The sequence below is a fragment of the Vibrio sp. SSH13-20 genome (assembly GCF_040104475.1).
In the GTDB taxonomy this organism is placed as follows: Bacteria; Pseudomonadota; Gammaproteobacteria; order Enterobacterales; family Vibrionaceae; genus Vibrio; species Vibrio harveyi.
This window is the reverse complement of the sequence record NZ_JBECOU010000007.1, coordinates 153,139-171,376: the sequence shown is the minus strand read 5'-3', so window position 1 is coordinate 171,376 and position 18,238 is coordinate 153,139. Positions and strand designations below refer to the sequence as shown.

15 protein-coding genes are annotated in these 18,238 nt (G+C 46.3%); 7 read left to right on the top strand and 8 right to left on the bottom strand.

What is annotated here, in order from left to right; genetic code table 11:
* Positions 1–6: 6 nt before the first annotated feature.
* The 7 genes from ABMY42_RS19730 (at position 7) to ABMY42_RS19700 (ending at position 8,356) form a co-directional block, all read left to right on the top strand.
* The gene (locus ABMY42_RS19730; protein ID WP_005452534.1) at positions 7–876 is read left to right on the top strand and encodes an ABC transporter substrate-binding protein; all 870 of its coding nucleotides are present in this window, start codon (positions 7–9) and stop codon (positions 874–876) included.
* A gap of 9 nt (positions 877–885) precedes the next feature.
* Positions 886–1,923 (top strand): iron ABC transporter permease, encoded by a 1,038-nt coding sequence (locus ABMY42_RS19725; protein ID WP_009696421.1) that lies wholly within the window; start codon positions 886–888, stop codon positions 1,921–1,923.
* Positions 1,923–2,705 (top strand): heme ABC transporter ATP-binding protein, encoded by a 783-nt coding sequence (locus ABMY42_RS19720; RefSeq protein WP_009696422.1) that lies wholly within the window; start codon positions 1,923–1,925, stop codon positions 2,703–2,705. Before ABMY42_RS19725 ends, ABMY42_RS19720 begins: the two co-directional genes overlap by 1 nt.
* Positions 2,706–3,111: 406 nt before the next feature.
* Positions 3,112–4,743: a methyl-accepting chemotaxis protein gene (locus ABMY42_RS19715; RefSeq protein ID WP_050908714.1), complete on the top strand. Its 1,632-nt coding sequence runs from the start codon at positions 3,112–3,114 to the stop codon at positions 4,741–4,743.
* Between the two features lie 638 nt (positions 4,744–5,381).
* Positions 5,382–6,329, top strand: coding sequence for an HlyD family efflux transporter periplasmic adaptor subunit (locus ABMY42_RS19710; RefSeq protein WP_033008374.1), 948 nt, complete (start codon positions 5,382–5,384; stop codon positions 6,327–6,329).
* A gap of 3 nt (positions 6,330–6,332) precedes the next feature.
* A complete protein-coding gene (locus ABMY42_RS19705) occupies positions 6,333–7,259 on the top strand; it encodes an ABC transporter ATP-binding protein (protein WP_009697272.1) in 927 nt (308 codons plus the stop codon).
* Positions 7,259–8,356 carry an ABC transporter permease gene (locus ABMY42_RS19700; protein WP_005452544.1) on the top strand — a complete coding sequence of 366 codons (1,098 nt, stop codon included), beginning with the start codon at positions 7,259–7,261 and terminating at the stop codon, positions 8,354–8,356. Before ABMY42_RS19705 ends, ABMY42_RS19700 begins: the two co-directional genes overlap by 1 nt.
* A gap of 371 nt (positions 8,357–8,727) precedes the next feature.
* Here ABMY42_RS19700 and ABMY42_RS19695 read toward each other — a convergent pair whose 3' ends face one another.
* The 8 genes from ABMY42_RS19695 to ABMY42_RS19660 all read right to left on the bottom strand — a co-directional run bounded on the left by ABMY42_RS19695 (position 8,728) and on the right by ABMY42_RS19660 (position 18,117).
* Positions 8,728–9,090 carry a RidA family protein gene (locus tag ABMY42_RS19695; protein WP_005452545.1) on the bottom strand — a complete coding sequence of 121 codons (363 nt, stop codon included), beginning with the start codon at positions 9,088–9,090 and terminating at the stop codon, positions 8,728–8,730.
* A gap of 14 nt (positions 9,091–9,104) precedes the next feature.
* Entirely contained in the window at positions 9,105–10,151 is a 1,047-nt protein-coding gene (locus tag ABMY42_RS19690; protein WP_349266696.1) for a lactonase family protein, read from the bottom strand.
* Between the two features lie 80 nt (positions 10,152–10,231).
* Complete coding sequence (locus tag ABMY42_RS19685) at positions 10,232–12,685, bottom strand: beta-N-acetylhexosaminidase (protein ID WP_349266695.1); 2,454 nt, start codon at positions 12,683–12,685, stop codon at positions 10,232–10,234.
* 90 nt (positions 12,686–12,775) lie between these two features.
* Complete coding sequence (locus ABMY42_RS19680) at positions 12,776–13,405, bottom strand: bifunctional 4-hydroxy-2-oxoglutarate aldolase/2-dehydro-3-deoxy-phosphogluconate aldolase (protein WP_349266694.1); 630 nt, start codon at positions 13,403–13,405, stop codon at positions 12,776–12,778.
* Between the two features lie 16 nt (positions 13,406–13,421).
* Complete coding sequence (locus tag ABMY42_RS19675) at positions 13,422–14,366, bottom strand: sugar kinase (protein WP_349266693.1); 945 nt, start codon at positions 14,364–14,366, stop codon at positions 13,422–13,424.
* A gap of 103 nt (positions 14,367–14,469) precedes the next feature.
* Positions 14,470–15,993, bottom strand: a complete 1,524-nt coding sequence (locus ABMY42_RS19670) for a sodium:solute symporter family protein (RefSeq protein ID WP_349266692.1) — start codon at positions 15,991–15,993, stop codon at positions 14,470–14,472.
* A 234-nt stretch (positions 15,994–16,227) separates the two neighbouring features.
* Positions 16,228–16,620, bottom strand: a complete 393-nt coding sequence (locus ABMY42_RS19665; RefSeq protein ID WP_005425100.1) for a RidA family protein — start codon at positions 16,618–16,620, stop codon at positions 16,228–16,230.
* Positions 16,621–16,671: 51 nt separating this feature from the next.
* Positions 16,672–18,117, bottom strand: coding sequence for a D-aminoacylase (locus tag ABMY42_RS19660; protein ID WP_078609818.1), 1,446 nt, complete (start codon positions 18,115–18,117; stop codon positions 16,672–16,674).
* Positions 18,118–18,238 lie beyond the last annotated feature (121 nt).

The window sequence follows — 18,238 nt, the reverse complement described above, 5'->3', positions numbered from 1 at the left end:
ACACTAATGAATAAAACACTTTCGCCCGTTCGTACCGCATTGACTGCAGCCATTACTATGCTTGCTAGTGCGAGCCTATTTGCCAACGAAGCTCCATCAAATGAACGCGTGGTCAGTGCCGGCAGCGCTGTCACTGAACTGTTACTTGCTCTTGATGCAAAAGATAGCCTTGTTGCTGTCGACGTAACAAGCCAACTACCGGAAGGTATGGAGTTGCCAAAAGTTGGTTACCACCGTCGTCTTTCTGCTGAAGGTCTACTGGGATTAAGCCCGACTAAATTGATTGGATCAGATGAAATGGGACCAAACACCACGCTAGACCAATTGAAATCAGCAGGTGTTGATGTTGAAGTCGTCAATACAGAAGCAAACGTGGAAGGTTTGGTTGATCGTATCGACCAAATTGCGACCATCATGCATCGCGAAGCTCAAGCGACAGCGCTAAAAACTGAAGTTGAAGCACAAGTGAAAGCACTGGAAGGCAACCAACCAGCAAAAGCTGACAAAAAGAAAGTACTTTTCCTACTGATTCACGAAGGTCGCCCAGCAAACGTAGCGGGGTCAGAAACAACACCAGATGCAATCATTCAACTTGCAGGTGGAGAAAACCCAGCAGCAAGCAAACTCTCTTCATACAAGCCACTATCAACAGAAGCTATGGTCGAGATGCAACCAGACGTGATTCTTGTGAGTGGGCGTAGCTATCAAACAATGGGCGGTGCAGATGCCATTCTGAAAGCAATGCCTCTCCTTGCCGCGACTCCAGCAGGTATGAACAAAAACATCGTGACAATTGACGGTCATGCGCTTGTTGGTGGTTTAGGACTTAAGAGCCTTTCAGAGGCGAAGCGCCTAAACGAGTTGCTTTACCCGTAGAGAGATTCAATGCTGTTAAGACGAATTCCTTTATCTACTACCCTACTCGCGTTATCTGGCATTTTAGCTTTTATCGCAGTAGCGTCCATTACAGTAGGTCCAATGAATATTAGCTTCTCAGACAGTCTGAGAAGCTTAACAGGAGCAGGTTCAGACCTTGCTCCTCATATTCAGTTAGTCATCAACGAAATCCGCCTTCCACGCACCATTCTTTGTATGTTTATTGGTGCGATCCTCGCTATCTGTGGTGTTGTGATGCAGGGGTTATTCCGAAACCCTCTAGCTGAGCCAGGCATCATCGGTGTTTCCGCTGGCGCGGCGCTTGGTGGCGCATTTGCAATCGTCGTATTTGCCGATTTCAGTCAAAACTACCCGACACTAATGAACTTAGCTGCCTTGCCATTTTTCGCCTTCCTCGGCGGTGCAATTACCACGGTATTAGTTTACTGGTTAGGTACGAATAAGTTTGGTACGTCAGTCACCATCATGTTGCTTGCGGGGGTTGCAATCAGCGCACTCTCGGGCGCTGCGATTGGTTTTATGAACTTCATCGCCGATGATCAAATGCTGCGAGACTTAACTCTTTGGTCGATGGGATCGCTGGCTGGGGCAAACTGGTCAGGGATTGGTTTAGCTGCTGTGACTCTCATCATCTTGATGTTCTGGTTCCAGAGAAAAGCCATGTCATTAAATGCGTTGCTTTTGGGAGAATCAGAAGCCAAACACCTAGGTGTGCCAGTACAGAAGCTCAAACGCCAACTTATCCTGTTGTCTGCAGTTGGTGTGGGTATTACGGTGAGTATCTGTGGTGCAATTGGATTTATCGGTCTGGTGATTCCGCATTTAGGTCGTATGCTTGCTGGTCCAGACCATCGCACGCTGCTGCCTATTTCAGCGCTTATGGGCGCACTACTTCTTACCGCCGCTGATATGTTTGCACGAGTTGTTGTTGCACCCGCAGAGTTGCCTGTAGGCATTGTAACCGCATTGATTGGTGCGCCATTCTTTATCTACTTACTGTTCCAACAAAAAGGGAAGATTCTGTAATGAATGACATCGTTCTGTCTGGCAGAAACATCTCCATGAGATATGGGAGCCGAGTGGTACTAGACGACATCAGTATTGATATTCGTGCAGGCGAGGTCACCGCATTATTAGGTCCTAATGGCGCGGGTAAGAGTACACTGCTGAAGCTATTGTGTGGCGAGATTCCGTCTCAGAATGATATCCAGTTCTTTGGTAAACAAAAAAACGACTGGGAGCCTTCAGAGAGCGCCAAACACGTGGCGATGTTGCCGCAGCACAGCACGCTGACCTTCCCGTTCTTAGCGAGAGAAGTGGTCGAACTAGGTGCGATTCCTCTGTCCATTTCTAATAAAGAGACCACGGAGCTTGCTCTGCAATACATGAAGCAAACCGATGTTTTGCATTTGGCTGATAACCTCTACCCTGCTCTCTCTGGTGGTGAGAAACAACGTTTGCATTTGGCTCGCGTGTTAACACAACTTCATCTATCCGGTGATAAGAAGATCTTAATGCTGGACGAGCCTACCTCTGCATTGGATTTAGCTCACCAGCACAATACACTAAAAATCGCTCGTCAAGCGGCAAAAGAGCACAACGCAGCGGTTGTAGTCGTATTACACGATCTTAATTTGGCATCCCAGTATGCAGATCGCCTTGTACTACTGCACGACGGTAAACTTGTCTGTGACGATACGCCATGGAACGCATTAACACCGGAACGCATAGAACAGGTTTACGGCTATCACTCCATTGTGACCAAACACCCTACGTTGGATTTCCCACAAGTTCACGCTGCGGCATAACCTCTATCGATTAACCAAACGATTCATGCCTAACAAAGCCCAATGTTCAATATTGGGCTTTTATTTTGCCTAAATAACACTCAAATTTCCGAGTCTAATCTGTTTTAATCATTCAATAATGTTTTGGATACACAAATAACTAAATTGAACAATAGGTAAATTCTGAATTGCCATTTAGTTATCAACAATAATACATATTGGGAATTAGAATAATTTATCATTTAATTAATAATCACCCTCATCAATATCGATTAATTATTAACTTATTTTCAAACGAAAGATGAACATTAAGTTTCCAACTTAATTCAGGTTGCGATAAAATTTTTTGCGACATTCATCACACAATATATCTATTCTCCCCCTTAGACTCCGGACTTTTCAAGCCCCCCAAATTTGCAGTGAGTCTATGAAGATTTCTAACTTAAGTATTAAAAGTAAAATTAGTGCGTTGATATTAATTATCTCCGCCGCCGTAATTGCACTCTCTTTCTTCTTTAACTCTCAAATTAAATTAATCGATGGAAAGATGTCGGAATTTTCTGACACCACAGTTCCGAGTATTTTGTTAGTTAAAAACATTGAAATCGAAGTCGGCATTTTAAGAAAAGATGAATTTTCTTTATTGACGAATGTAAACCATGCTGAGTTTAAAACATGGTTGAAAGGTCTAGATGAATCAGAAAGTAAAGTTGACAACTATATTAAAAAGTATGGTCAGTCGTTATGGGATCAACGTGACCGTGATGCCTTCAACCGTGTCAACGATGCATGGGAAAAATACCGTAGCTTCAATGAAAAATACTCCGCACTGCTTCTAACCAAGCAAGTTGATGAAGCCAACGCAATGCTGCTTGATGGCTTCCCTGCTTTCCAAGAGCTACAAAACGCTATCATCGCTCTTGTTGAGCTAAACCAAACCTTCATTAAAGAAGACATCGACAGCACGCATATCGTGGTAACCGATGCGATTACTTATGGCATCATTGCTATTGTAGCCTTGTTAGCTTTGGGTTTTTCTCTAGGGCTATTCCTTACCAAGCAAATTTGCTCACCACTTAACTATGTTGTTGAAATGGCGTCTAAGATTGCCTCTGGTGATCTTACTTACCAACTGCCACGCAATAAGATTGGTAATGATGAACTTGGTATCCTTGCCGATGCATGTATCGATATGCAGGCGAAGCTTTTAAGTCTGGTTGACAGCATTTCTTCAACTACCGCACAAGTAAGTACAGCAACAGAAGAAGTGAGCGCGATTTCGGAACAAACTTCATCTGGTATGGACGAGCAGCAGCAACAGCTTAATCTGATTGCAACCGCAATGAACGAGATGCAAGCAACAGTTAACGATGTCGCCAACAACACCGAAGCCGCATCTGAAACCGCGAATGGTGCGTCGAACGATGCGAAACAAGGTTTAGAAGTCGTTCAAGAGTGTATCTCGCAAATCAATGAAGCATCTGTTGCGATCCAATCTGTTGGCACCATGGTCAGCGAGCTTGAGCAAGACGCATCAAACATCAGCGTTGTCGTCGACGTGATTCAAGATATTGCTGAGCAGACCAACCTTCTGGCTCTCAATGCAGCGATCGAGGCAGCACGCGCTGGTGAACAAGGTCGAGGCTTCGCGGTTGTTGCAGACGAGGTACGTACACTAGCAAGTCGCACGCAATCATCCACAGAAGAGATCGTCTCCATAATTAGCAAGCTACAAAACTGCTCTAAAACCGCAGTGTCTGCGACAAACAACAGCAATGATTTGATTCAAGTGTGTGTTGAACAAGCACAAAACGCAGGTGCAACCATTGGTCAAATCGAGCAAAGCGTGGACAACATTGCAGAGAAAAGCATTCAAATTGCAAGCGCATGTAGCGAGCAGAGCTCAGTCACTGAAGAATTGCATCGTAACGTAGAACACATCAATCAGTTCTCTAGTGAAGTGGCAACGGGCTCTCGCCAAACCGCGGTTGCTTGTCGTGACTTAAGTGAGCTAGCTGTTGGTCTACAAGAAATTGTAAGTCAATTTAAAACGGCTTAACCAATCATTAAAGGCTTCTAGCCTACCTTTACTCGCATATCCAAAGCCCAATGTTCATTCATTGGGCTCTGTTTCTTTTATCGCTTCAGAGAAAACCCGATCGCCGTCTCGATTCTCCAATTTATCCCACCGAAACCCACTAGCATCAGGGTAACCCACTATGATTATTCTTTGTGGCGTATAAAGTGTAAAAACTATTTCTATACCCAAGTAACCTCGAGATGCTAGGTTCAGCGAGAATGACTTGGTTTGTTGACGCGGAGGCGATTTAAAGATCTAGTCATTCTAAATCAAGAATCGGCAACAAAGTATACAAGCCAAGGTCCTTATATTTGCAAAGAGTGCCCTTTGGAAGCGTGTCTTTGACTCGCTTTTTAGTCAAACAAATGGCTGCGTCAAACGACTTGGAAAGAGCTAGCCATTACACTGCATTGTTTTCCTTACTCTCGAATCAATGACAACGCTCTGAATCCTGCATCTTGAAGTCACTTGGGTATAATAATTAATCAATTGATGAATATTGAGGGAATTATCGCCCTAGCCGACTAAAACTTGTCCACGTTACACTGAATACAGTCCCACATTCTTCTGCAACCTGACCTACGATCAGGCTCAACTTCTTGAGGAAGCATCGCATGATGAAGCGAATCATTCTTGGCACCTTTGTTATCACCCTTTTGACCGCTTGCTCAAAAGACGATGGTCAGCAAGCTCTTGGCACACTAGAACGTGACCGCGTCACCTTTACAGCCACCTCAAGCGAAATCATTCGTGCTCTACCCATTAAAGAAGGCAGCCAAGTAACTGAAGGTGAGGTGCTAGTTCAACTCGATACTAAGAACCAAGAAGCGATATTAGCCCGCGCCGTAGCTGAGCAAGCTAAAGCAGATGCTTACCTATTAAAGCTGACCAATGGCGAACGTCCTGAAGATATTGCAGCAGCCCAAGCAAGAGTTGCAAGAGCAGAAGCGCAATTAACCGAAGCTCAAAAGAACTACCAACGTAAAGCAGAATTGGTACGTAAGAAACTCATCAGCCAATCGGAAAAAGACACCGCATTGGCAGCAAGAGATTCTGCGCGTGCCGAGTTAGACTCGTCACAAGAAGAGTTCAGCAAACTTACCGCAGGCTCACGTCCAGAAGACATTGAACAAGCCAAGGCCGAACTGATGGCAGCAAAAGCAGATGTGGCTCTTCAACAGCAAAAACTAGCAGAGCTAACCATTACCGCTACCCGTGATGGTTTGCTCGACAATCTACCTTTTAACTTAGGCGAGCGCGTTCCAGTCAATGGCATCGTTGCCGTGATTCAAGCAAGCCGTGTCCCTTATGCACGTGTTTATGTCCCTGCGACTTATCGAGTTAACTTTATTCCCGGTAAAGCCGTACAAGTCCATGTGGATGGCGTCGAAAAACCTTTAGAAGGAACCGTGCGCTGGGTTGCTACTGAACCATCATTTACCCCCTACTTCGCCCTAACAGAGGAAGAGCGTTCGCGCTTGATGTACCTTGCAGAAGTCGATTTACAAGACTCTGCTGAATCTCTACCTTCAGGCATTCCTGCACAAGTGGATTTAGTGGAGTAAACGATGACTGAATACGCAATTCAAGCAGAGAATGTGGTAAAGAAGTTCGGTGACTTTACTGCCATCAATAACATCACGCTCAATGTGCCCAAAGGCAGTATTTATGGCTTTCTGGGTCCAAATGGTTGCGGTAAATCGACCACCATTCGTGTGTTAACGGGTCTACTCAGCCCAAGTGAAGGCAATGTTGATGTTTTAGGATTAGAGATCCCAAGACAATCTGAGCTATTGCGACTCAAAATTGGTTACATGACGCAAAAATTCTCCCTCTACGATGATCTTTCCGTTCAAGAAAACCTCGAGTTTATTGGGCAGATCTTTGGCATGGATACTAAAGCGCTTAAAGCTCGCATCGAAGAACAATTAGCGACATATGGACTTGATCAATTACGTAAGCAACGCGTTGGTGGCATGAGTGGCGGACAAAAGCAGCGACTTTCTCTTGCGGCAGCGACCATGCACAAACCTGAATTGTTGTTTCTCGATGAGCCAACCTCCGCCGTAGACCCGGAGAACCGTCGTGACTTCTGGGAGCAATTATTTGATCTCTCCGATCAAGGCACCACAATTTTGGTCACCACTCACTATATGGACGAGGCAGAACGCTGCCATCGACTTGCTATTATGGAGGCTGGAGAAATCCGTGCTGATGGTGAGCCGGAGCAACTCATGGCGCAAATGGGTGTGAATATTGTCGAGGTCAAAGCGGATAACTTGCGTGAACTGAAAGAGAAAGTCATAAAACGTGAAGAAGTCCGTTCTGCTGCCCAGTTAGGTATCCGCTTACGCATCCTAATTCATCAACATATCGAACAACCGATTAATTGGTTAATACAAACCTTCCCAGAACTTGCAGGCTGCGAGATGAACATCGCGCGTCCTAGCTTAGAAGATGTATTCGTTAGTGTAACGGGGGAAGGTCGCCAATGATGAAGTCCATTGCTCGAATGAAGGCGGTGATGATCAAAGAGATTCGACAGCTTTCTCGTGACCGAATCACCTTTGGCATGGTGGTCATGATTCCTCTGATCCAATTATTGTTATTTGGATTCGCCATCAATACCGATATTCGCAATATTCCCGTCGGCGTTGTTGACCAAAGCGGTAGCACCGCAGGTCGCGTTATTACTGAATCGGTAAAAGTGACTCAAGTTGTCGATGTGGTCGAAACCTTTGCCACCGCTTCAGAGGCGGAACAAGCGATACAAGACGGTCTCGTGCGCGCGGCACTCATTCTGCCAAGCGATTTAACTCAGCGTATGGTGCAAGGTCGAGAGCTGGGACAGTGGATTGTGGACGGCTCTGATACCATGATCAGTTCAGCCATTCTCTCGCTGCAGACCATGCCATTGACTGATTTCGACTTTGAGATCCGCCCTGCTCCCACCAAAACTTTTGAAGTCGCGTTGTATTACAACCCGAGTCGGCGCTCGGCAGTGAACATCGTACCCGGTTTACTTGGGGTCATACTTACAATGACGATGATCTTGTTTACCAGTGCTGCCATTGTGAGAGAAAGAGAACGAGGCAACTTGGAATTACTCATCACCACGCCAATTCATTCTATTGAGCTCATGGTTGCGAAAATTATTCCGTACATCTTTGTCGGTTTAATTCAGGTATTTATTATTCTTGGCTTGGGGCATTGGATCTTTGGCGTGCCGATAAATGGAGCCATTAGCCAGATATTATTTGGCACCTTGTTGTTTATAGCCGCCAGTTTAACGCTCGGTTTGGTGATATCCACCATCGCCACAACACAGCTTCAAGCCATGCAGATGACGGTATTTATTCTCCTCCCGTCTATACTTCTGTCTGGTTTTATGTTCCCTTATGAAGGGATGCCAGTCGCAGCTCAATGGATATCAGAGGCTCTGCCCGCGACCCACTTTATGCGCATCATTCGTGGTGTGGTGCTTCGTGGTGCCGATCTAATGGAGTTATGGCGAGACACAATATGGTTGCTTGGTTTTACCGTGGTGGGCTTAGTCGTCGCCTCTTTGCGCTTTAAGAAATCACTCGATTAGACCAGAAACAAAAATGCCACTCCGTTCAATACGAGTGGCACTTTATCCCCAAGTAACCTCGAGATGCTGGGTTCAGCGAGACTGACTTGGTTTGTAGACGCGGCGGCGATTTAAAGATCTAGTCATTCTAAATCAAGAATCGGCAACAAAGTATACAAGCCAAGCCCCTTACTATTTGCAAAGAGTGCCCTTTGGGAGCGTGTCATTGACTCGCTTTTTTAGTCAAACAAATGGCTGCGTCAAACAACTTGGAAAGAGCTAGCTATTACACTGCGTTGTTTTCCTTACTCTCGAATCAATGACAACGCTCTGAATCCTGCATCTTGAAGTCACTTGGGTATATTATCTCGATAAAAGCTAACGATGAGCCGTTACTGGTACTTCTCACCCGCAGCTGCAACGAACGCCATTTCGACTAAGAGTTCAGGATTCGCCAATTCAACTTTGACGCAAGCACGGCTCGGTGCGCAGCCCTCAGGGAACCACGCATCCCACACTTCGTTAAGGGCATCGAAGTTAGCAAAATCTGTCACGTAAATCGTCACAGATAGAATGCGTGACTTATCGCTGTCAACACTGGCTAGCATTTGCTCAGCTTGGTCGAAAATCTGTTGTACTTGCCCTTTCATATCCGCAGTGGTGTCTGCTTCTGCCACCTCAACAAAGTTGGCAATACCGTTGAATACCGTTACATCAGACCAACGTTTGCATGGATTAATACGATGAATTGTCATGTTATTTCTCTTAATTACGGCTTCTCAACCAAACACACAGGCGCACCGATGTCGCATGAGTATCCGGTTGGAGTGATAACGCCAGTTTCCGGATTCCTATGGAAGCTAGCGACATTATGTGAATGTTGATTGGCAACGAGCATCCACTGCCCGTCACGGGATAAAACAAAATCTCTTGGGAACGCGCCACCACAATCGGACGCGGCAATTTGAACCGGAATATCACTCATTACATCAAATGTGCTGATCAGATTTTGCGCACGGCATGAGACATAGACAAAGCGCTCATCCGCAGAGAGACGAATAGCAGACGCCGCTTCTTTGTTCTCTTCATCGGCTAGCAGCTTCACTTGCTGAGTCAGATTCCATTGCCCCCTTTGCTTACGGAGTACCACCAGCGTTTCGGACAGTTCGCAAACAACGTACGCAACAGACTCATCACTATCGAAGACCAAATGACGAGGGCCAGAACCAGGAGGCATCGCGATGCTTTGAGAAAGTGAAAACTTAACTGTCTCACCATCTTTTTTATAGTCATAGAAATGAACACTGTCTGTGCCTAAATCGACCACAGCAAGTTGCTCGGAGTGGTTGAGAAACGTTGCTTGATGCGCATGAGGCGAGGCTTGACGTTCAGTATTGGGACCACTACCTTCCACATATAATTCTGCGATGGATTTCAAAGGCTTACCTTGCTCATAAAGTTGGTAAACACTTACATTACCGGAACCGTAGTTTGAAACAGCAATTAGCGGCTCTTTAATGTCGATATGGCAAGGGTAGTCACCTTCAATTGGCAATCCATAGCTATCTGTTTTTTCAGCAAAAATCAGTTCTGCTCCTTCCAAGCGTTCTACTTCATTAAAGGTATATAACCCCTCTCCTTTGAGCACAAGGTAAGAAGGGTTACGAACCGTTTTCACCGCTTCAGGAACAAGTTCATTGGTGAGCGTTAATGCGCCAGTAGCAATATCAAGAGAAACACACGCGATGCCCTGACTTTGGCTTGGTGAATCGGTATAGGTGCCTACATAAAAATGTAAGTGACCATTTACTGTCATGAGAAAACCTTTGGGAGATATAAGAGTGCTTAAACGATAAGATGCCGCCTGCGTTACCAGACGGCAATCCCTTTTAGTTATCAATCGGTTAAAGTGTGAAGCAACCGCTCAGTTGGTACGACAATAGCGACAATGGTTTCATCAAAGATAATCGCATTTTCATTGATGATTTGTTGATACGCTTTAGCGTCAGATTGACTAATACCACGGCCCTGCTTGGCGAGCTCAATCAAGGTTAAACTTAAGTCGGCAACTTTGATGGCAGACTCTGCAACTGGCACCGTTTCTACTGACGCCACGTTGGTCGCGAAAATAGGTTTGGCTTGCTGCGCCGCTAACTTAACGCTTTGATAATGCATCGCTAACGCATCCAACGCGGTTTTATCACCTTGAGCATAAACTGCGACCAAATCTTTCATCTCGTACACTGCTAGGCTTTCTACTGGCAATGCATCCGCAAAGCGGTTTAGTCGCTCATACTGGTTGTACAAATCACCCTCGTTTGGCGTAGAGATCCACTTCTCCCAATGACGAGCGTAGTATTGAGCCGGCTCGATGTACTTCGCTAACGTTTGTAGCGGTGCTTCGTCCGCACCATTAGCAAGACGTTTCAACATCATATTGGCATCGGCATGATGGCGCAGACCAAGCGAAATCTCAGACCATGTATCCATCACCTTCATGCGCTTGTACATGCTACGCTCATCGGTCAGGTCTTGGCTAGACCATAGACGCTCTGCAATCGCGTAGCTTCGTGGCCATAAGCGTTGCTCGATGGTCATTGAATCGAGGTTCTCACCCCAGATGGTGATTTCTCCGCCTAAAATTCGCTGCTGTTCTTTCTCGGTCAGCTCAGCCGGATAGCCACCGTTCGGCTCAGGAATGACACTCCCTGCCATGTCACTGCTCGCGACCAACTCTCCAGTCGCAGGCCAACGAACATTGCCTATCAACTGGTAACTAGTATCTTTCAACTTGCCATCTGCGAAGTCATAGTTGAATTCGGTGTAAGACATAAAGTTATCGAAGTGCCCTTTAAACTTCACACCCGGCACATACTCAATGATGAACACCTCTTCGCGGGACTTACCGTTGTAATCGGTAAACGCACGATAGCTGCCGTCTGTTGCTTCAATAATGGTTAGATTGCCGGTGCGCGGACCGCCTTTGTTGCGCGGTTTAACCCAATCGTAAGTCGCGAATTTCTCACCTTGATGAAGTTGGTCATCTACCGTGATTCCTTTCGGCATTGGGTCATTTCGGTAGTGGTAACTGGTTGGTTGGGGCTGGTCTAGGTAGTAGCCTGTTGAGAGAATACCTTGGTAGCCCTCTTTTGCTGCTCGACCGATACTGTCGTGCCCTTGCCAGCTTTGGATCACAATCGAGGTAGGAAGGTCTTTGTGCCAGATTTCATCCCAGCCAGTCATCTTCTTACCGCGCTGTTCCAGCATCTGTTCAACCTTGGTGTTCAGATACGATTGCAGACCACGCTCACCATCCAGATTGTTGTCTTTGATGAATTGCTGAATCTTCGGGTTGTCTTTCCACTGTTGGTAATTTGGTTCATCGCCGCCGATATGGAAGTACTCATCAGGGAAGAGCTCAACCACTTCGTCAAACACGCTCGCCAGCATCTTGTAGAGTTCAGGGTTGGTCGGGTCCATTAACGGCTCAAACACACCCCAGCCACGTTGATGCGGATAAGACTGCTCACCCATACCAGACATTAATTCAGGGTAAGCGTGCGCTACAGCCGAAGCATGCCCCGGCAAAGAAATTTCAGGGATAACTCGAATGCCAAGGTTACGCGCGTAATTCACTACATAGCGAATTTCATCTTTGGTGTAGTAATCACCATCTGCGGTGTCTTGCCACAGCTTTTGGTAATTATCGAGCTGGATACGAATCGCTTGGTCATCCCAAATATGCCAATGGAAGACGTTCATTTTTGCTGATGCCATCGCATCGAGTTGGCGAAGAATCACATCAAGTTCGATAAAGTGACGGGAAGTATCGTAAGAAACACCACGCCAAGGAAAACGTGGCTCATCTTGAATCGACACCGCAGGCACAAAATAGCCAGTCGCGTCCGTAGTCACCAACTGCAAGAATGTTTCTAAACCATGGAAAGCACCGTAAGGGCGTTCGGAGCGAATGATGATCTGACCATTACGCGATTCAAGTTGGTATGATTCATCACTGTTAATGTCTTGCACCTCGGACTTGGGCGCATTACGAATATCAATCACCAAGGTCGCGTCTTTTTCCGACTCAGCATGCCAGTTCAACATTGGTAAGCCGGTTTGGCGATATAGACGATCCATAGTGCGCTTTGCATTGAACTGCACGCGCGGTGAATCGTAGCCTTTGATGTAAATGCTGAAGGATTTATCCAGTGTGATTTTACCCTGCCCCAACTCTACATTTTGTGGGTAAGGCATTAGGTTAAGATCGGTGTTGGGAGTCATCACCATCGCTTCCGTTGGAATTGTGATTAAGCCTGAAATGAGTAGTGCTAATGTACCTTTGTTCATCCGCGCCATCCTGTCGTTGTTATTATTGTTCAACCCAAGTCACGCTATTTAATGGGGTCTGGTGACTTGGGTAAAAGAGCTCTGTTTGAGTTACGCAACCAGCTCTACAGCTTCACGAACCAGCTTGCCAATTTCGTCCCATTGTTCGTTTTCAATTAAGCTCGGTGCCACCATCCAAGTACCACCGCAACAAACCACACGGTCGATGGCTAGGTAATCATTGACGTTGCTTTTACCGATACCACCTGTCGGCATCAGACTCACATCAACATAAGGTGCGAGTAGTGACTTCACCATCGCGATACCGCCGCTCGCTTCCGCCGGGAAGAATTTGAGGAAGTTCAAACCCAGATCGAGTGCTTGTTCAACCTGACTTGGGTTATTGACGCCCGGTACGATTGGCATATTGATTTCTTGGCAGCGACGCACGGTATTGGGGTTCAACCCCGGCGCAACAATAAACTCTGCACCCGCGTCTTTTGCTTGGGTAATCTGCTCTGGCGTCAGTACCGTGCCAGCACCGATGCACATTTGCGGGTAGGCATCGCGCATGGCTTTAATCGCATCGGTAGCGGCTTCTGTTCGAAAGGTCACTTCCGCAACTGGCAGACCGTTTTCTACTAGCACTTTTGCCAATGGAATCGCGTGCTCAACCTTATTGATTTGAATAACAGGAATAACTTTAAATTGCTGAAGTTGCTCAATCATTGCTTGGGACATAATACGTTCTCGGAAATTATCGAATTAGATGAGTCATGGCGTCGTTTGGAATGACTGCGCCAGGATATTGAATAACGGTTGCCGCTAGTGCGTGACCGAGTTGGGCAGACTGCTCGCAGCTTTGTCCGGTCAATCGTCCTGCAAGGTAACCTGCAGCGAATGAATCGCCAGCAGCACAGGTGTCGATCACTTTGACGACATTCTCGGCGGCTACGTAAGCGGTTTGCTTGTCATCACCATGCGACCAAACCAATTTGCAAGGCTCACAGCCACGTTTAATCACGATTTCTTGACAACCAAAGCGAAGGCAGCGCTGCTCGGCACTTTCCTCTTCACCCCATACCAAGACATCATCGTCTTCAGTGATAAGCGCAATGTCGACTAAAGGCAGAATTTGGCTGTACCAATGCTTTGCCTCTTGTGCAGACCAAAGTTGAGGACGGAAGTTATTATCAAAGATAACCTTGCCTCCACCTTGTGAGAACTGACTTAACGCCTTTTTAAGCCTTACTTTACTATCGTCATTTAATATCGCAATGCTAATACCACTTAGGTAGAGGTAATCCAGCTCTCGGTTCGCAATCGCGGCTTCTAATTTGTTGAGTGAAGAGGTAGAGAAGTAACTTTTAACGGCTGCGCTGTCACGCCAATAAAGAAAGCTGCGTTCGCCCTCTTGGTCGGTCTGCACCATGTACAAACCCGGTAGTTGAGCTGGGAAGATCTCGACAAGATCAGTCGCAATGCCCTCTTGTTGCCAGTTTTCCAGAAGCTCTTGAGAAAGTACGTCTTCCCCAAGACCGGTCGCGTATGACACTTGGACAGGCTGCTGAGCCGTCAGTCGAGAGAGGTAAAGTGCGGTATTGAGCGTGTCGCCACCAAAGCCTTTGCGAATTGGGTCGCCGCTTAGTTCAATCATGCATTCGCCAAAGAAAGCAATTTTAGTCTGGGATGAATCGGTCATCGTTCACCTACTTTGGATAAATTTAGAATGGTGGCTCGGGGGAGCCACCAGTTTGTCAGGAGCTTATGAGCGAGTTTCTGTTCGAGCCGGAAACTCTCTGCTGTTAAGCGTTTTGATTTGCCGCCGTTGCGCGATTTTGTAGAGAAGCGTCTTCTTCCAGAACACCTTTGTCAGACAGTTCCATTTCCATTAGAGCACGCTCATCATCAAGGATTGCTCGTGCCATTTCTGGTGATACTTGGTTAGCTGGAGTCACTAGGCTCACTGCCACACCAGCAGTTAGGGCAAATAAGCAAGATGGAATCACTGGGTTGCCCCAGAAAGCAGTCAGGTTAGGGCTCATCATGACTGCAAATGAAGCAATGGACGCACCTGCCAATGTTGCCAATGCACCTTGCCAGTTGTAACGCTTCCAGAAGCGACCCAACATACCGCACACGAACATGCCAGACATGACTGTCGAGATCATCTTAGTGATGTAGCTAATGATGTCGTTCGAAGTTAGCGCGAACAGCAATGCACAACCGATCACTACAACCAAAGCCAAGCGAGAGTAATTCAACATGGATTCTTTATTTGGCACGCGACCGGTGAACATGACGTAAACATCACGCAGTAGGATAGACACGCCCGCAATCGCATCGGAACTTGCACTCGACATGGTTGCTGATAGACCTGCAATCAGAACGATAAGACCAACACCTACTGGCAATACCGTTGCCGCGATGTATGGGAACGCAAAGTTTGCGTTGTTCAGTTCAGGGTCAATCGCATGCGCCGCCATACCAATGACTGCTGGAATGATAGAGAAGAACAAGTACAGCACACCAGAAGCCACGAATGAGCGACGGATGGTTGATACGTCTTTACCTGAGTAGATACGCTGGCGGAATGAAGGGGTTGCAAGTACACCCACACCAATCACAACAGCAAGAGAAACTGCTGGGATTAAACCAAGCTTATCAATCGCAAGGAAGCTCACTGCTTCTGGGTCCATGGCTGAGTACAAGTTATCCAAGCCGCCAATGTGCTGCACTGACAGTACCGCCATTAGAATGAAGCCAACGAATAAGATGATAGCTTGAATGGTGTCCGTCCAAACCACCGCAGTGTAGCCGCCAATAACCACATAAATGGTAAACGCTGCTGCAATGATCATCTTCGCAGTGCTCAGCTCAATATCGGCAATCCACGCTAGGTACATGCCACCACCAAGGATGTGTGCGCCCAACCAGCCAATAGAAGCGATAAAGATAAGCAGACCAACCACGTTCTTCACGATGCGGTTTGCACCTACGTAGTATGCGAGCTCTTCACTCATAGTCATAAAGTTGAGTTTACGAACTGGCGCAAACCACAGCGCCAATAACAAGATACCAATTGCGCCGCCAATGCCGTAAAGCGCACCAGCCCAACCGTTTGAGTAACCAAAGCCAACCGCGCCCATACTTGAGCCCGTGCCAACCATGGTTGCTACCGTGGTACCTAATACGAGGAACAGAGGTAAACCTCGACCACCGAGTAGAAAGTCTTCACCTGATTTTTGATTGCGAGAGACAAACCATCCCAACCAAATTAAAAATAAGACATACGCACCGAAGCCGGTAAGAAAAAGTGTACTGTTCATTGAACACCTCTCATATCAAAATCCATCTTTCAGATTGATATAATTCCAGCAGCAAGTATTAGATTTTATTCCAGAAATTATCTAATTTTATTTTTATAGCTTTTGCTAAATATATTAGGCACTACTGCTTTATGAAATTATATTTATGTAGGGAGTGAGAGTGCCAAAAAGATAATAACAGGAAAGTAATTATTTCCGGCACTCTATTTTATTTAATTAGGTAAAGTGTGATTTCTATCTGCGATCTTCGCGGTAGCAAGTCACATCGACTTCAACTTTTACGTCCACCACGAGATCACACACCATGCAAATACGTGCAGGTGGGTGATCACCAAAGAACTCTCTGAACACTTTATTGAACGATTGGAAGTAACGAGAATCCGTTAATACCACTTTTACGTGTACCACGTCAGCAAGCGTGTAGCCTGCTTCTTCCATGATATCAACACAGTTTTGAATCGCTAAGCGAGACTGGTCAACGATACCGCCTTCTACCACTTCGCCGTCAGTCATTGGTGTTTGACCCGAGACGTATAAGAAGCCGCCCGCTTCTGTTGCACGTGCAAATGGTAAATGTTGACCGCCAGTACCTACGCCGCCTTCTACACCATAACGTTTAATTGACATAATATTCTCCAGTGATAATGCTTAATCTATAAAATTAATTTATTTAATAAGTTATTGATGGGTATTATTTCTATAAATAAATACGCCATTTCTATTTTCGGTGACTTTATCTTTTAAATAAGATAGTTCGCCATTTACAAATACAGATTCAATACCTTGCGCGACGGAAATTGGATTTTCGAACGTTGCAGTATCTTTAATTGTATTTGGGTTAAATAAAACCAAGTCTGCGTAAGCGCCTGTTTTTATTTCCCCACGATCTTTCAATTGGTAGCGTGTTGCCGACATACCCGTCATCTTGTGAATCGCTTCTGCTAATGGGAAAAGCTGTTCTTCACGGCAGTAATGCCCCAAGACTTTCGGGAATGTGCCCCACAAACGTGGATGTGGGTGCGGGTCGTTTGGTAATCCATCCGAGCCCACCATGGTCAACTTATACTTAAGTACACGTTTGACGTCGTTTTCATCCATGCAGTGATAAACCGCGCCCGCAGGTTGCAACGCTTTTGCTGCTTCCATAAGAGGCAGCTGCATCTCGTCAGCAATGTCTTTCAGCATCTTGCCAGCGTGTTCAGGTTTGCTTTCAGACCAAGTGATGAAGATGTCGATTTCATCGGTCACCTGTTTTAAATCCAACGTTGACGAACTCGCAGAATATGGGTAGCAATCGCAAGACACGTCTTGATGCTCAGAAACCTTATCCATCAAATCCAGCACTTCTACTGTGCGTCCCCAGTTGCCTGCGCCAGCACATTTCAGATGAGAAATCACCACTGGCACTTTCGCGTACTGCCCAGTTTCAAAGGCTTCTTCCATTGCGCTGATGATTTCTTCAAACTCGGTGCGCATGTGCGTGGTGTAGATACCACCGTGATGACCGAGAATTTCCGCTAAGCGCATGACTTCATCCGCGTTGGCTTGCTTGGCACTCGCATAAGCAAGACCCGAGCTCAAACCCAACGCACCCTCTTCCATCGCTTGTGCCAGTGTTTGACGCATTTGGTCGATTTCTTCATCGGTTGCCGTGCGCAGTAAGTCGTCCATTACGTTGTTACGTAAAGTTGTGTGACCGACTAACGCTGCAACGTTGACCGCAGGGTTCGCCGCTTGTACCGCCTTCGCATACTCCCCAAAGGTTGGGTATTTGAAGTCTTCCTGCTTGCCCAATAGATTCATTGGGTCTGGCGGAGTATCACTGAGTACCGCAGGGCTCGCGCTAATTCCGCAATTGCCTACGATTACTGTCGTCACACCTTGGCTGATCTTTGGCAAGCAGTCAGGGTAACGAATCACATTGGTGTCATCGTGCGTGTGCACATCAATAAATCCCGGAGCCAACGCAAGACCCTGACCGTTGATAACCTTCTTTGCAGAAAGCTCGTCTAGCTGCCCTACTTGCTCAATACGATCTTGACGAATCGCAACATCAGCAATGAATGGTGCTGCACCCGTACCGTCAAATACCTCTACGCTTTTGATAATGGTATCGAACAACATACTTCACTCTCTTCGTCCGTCGTTAACATGATTCCATCTTAATAATTCTTGAAATTTAAACAGTGAAGAAACACACAAAAAACTCAGATTTGTTTGATACTTTCTAACATATTATTTATGG

Excerpts from the sequence above, each read along its gene's own strand:
- ABMY42_RS19675 (WP_349266693.1), bottom strand. The coding sequence starts at position 14,366 with ATGACCGATTCATCCCAGACTAAAATTGCTTTCTTTGGCGAATGCATG.
- ABMY42_RS19730 (WP_005452534.1), top strand. The coding sequence starts at position 7 with ATGAATAAAACACTTTCGCCCGTTCGTACCGCATTGACTGCAGCCATT.
- ABMY42_RS19720 (WP_009696422.1), top strand. The coding sequence starts at position 1,923 with ATGAATGACATCGTTCTGTCTGGCAGAAACATCTCCATGAGATATGGG.
- ABMY42_RS19715 (WP_050908714.1), top strand. The coding sequence starts at position 3,112 with ATGAAGATTTCTAACTTAAGTATTAAAAGTAAAATTAGTGCGTTGATA.
- ABMY42_RS19660 (WP_078609818.1), bottom strand. The coding sequence starts at position 18,117 with ATGTTGTTCGATACCATTATCAAAAGCGTAGAGGTATTTGACGGTACG.
- ABMY42_RS19690 (WP_349266696.1), bottom strand. The coding sequence starts at position 10,151 with ATGACAGTAAATGGTCACTTACATTTTTATGTAGGCACCTATACCGAT.
- ABMY42_RS19685 (WP_349266695.1), bottom strand. The coding sequence starts at position 12,685 with ATGAACAAAGGTACATTAGCACTACTCATTTCAGGCTTAATCACAATT.
- ABMY42_RS19665 (WP_005425100.1), bottom strand. The coding sequence starts at position 16,620 with ATGTCAATTAAACGTTATGGTGTAGAAGGCGGCGTAGGTACTGGCGGT.
- ABMY42_RS19710 (WP_033008374.1), top strand. The coding sequence starts at position 5,382 with ATGAAGCGAATCATTCTTGGCACCTTTGTTATCACCCTTTTGACCGCT.
- ABMY42_RS19670 (WP_349266692.1), bottom strand. The coding sequence starts at position 15,993 with ATGAACAGTACACTTTTTCTTACCGGCTTCGGTGCGTATGTCTTATTT.
- ABMY42_RS19680 (WP_349266694.1), bottom strand. The coding sequence starts at position 13,405 with ATGTCCCAAGCAATGATTGAGCAACTTCAGCAATTTAAAGTTATTCCT.
- ABMY42_RS19695 (WP_005452545.1), bottom strand. The coding sequence starts at position 9,090 with ATGACAATTCATCGTATTAATCCATGCAAACGTTGGTCTGATGTAACG.
- ABMY42_RS19725 (WP_009696421.1), top strand. The coding sequence starts at position 886 with ATGCTGTTAAGACGAATTCCTTTATCTACTACCCTACTCGCGTTATCT.
- ABMY42_RS19705 (WP_009697272.1), top strand. The coding sequence starts at position 6,333 with ATGACTGAATACGCAATTCAAGCAGAGAATGTGGTAAAGAAGTTCGGT.
- ABMY42_RS19700 (WP_005452544.1), top strand. The coding sequence starts at position 7,259 with ATGAAGTCCATTGCTCGAATGAAGGCGGTGATGATCAAAGAGATTCGA.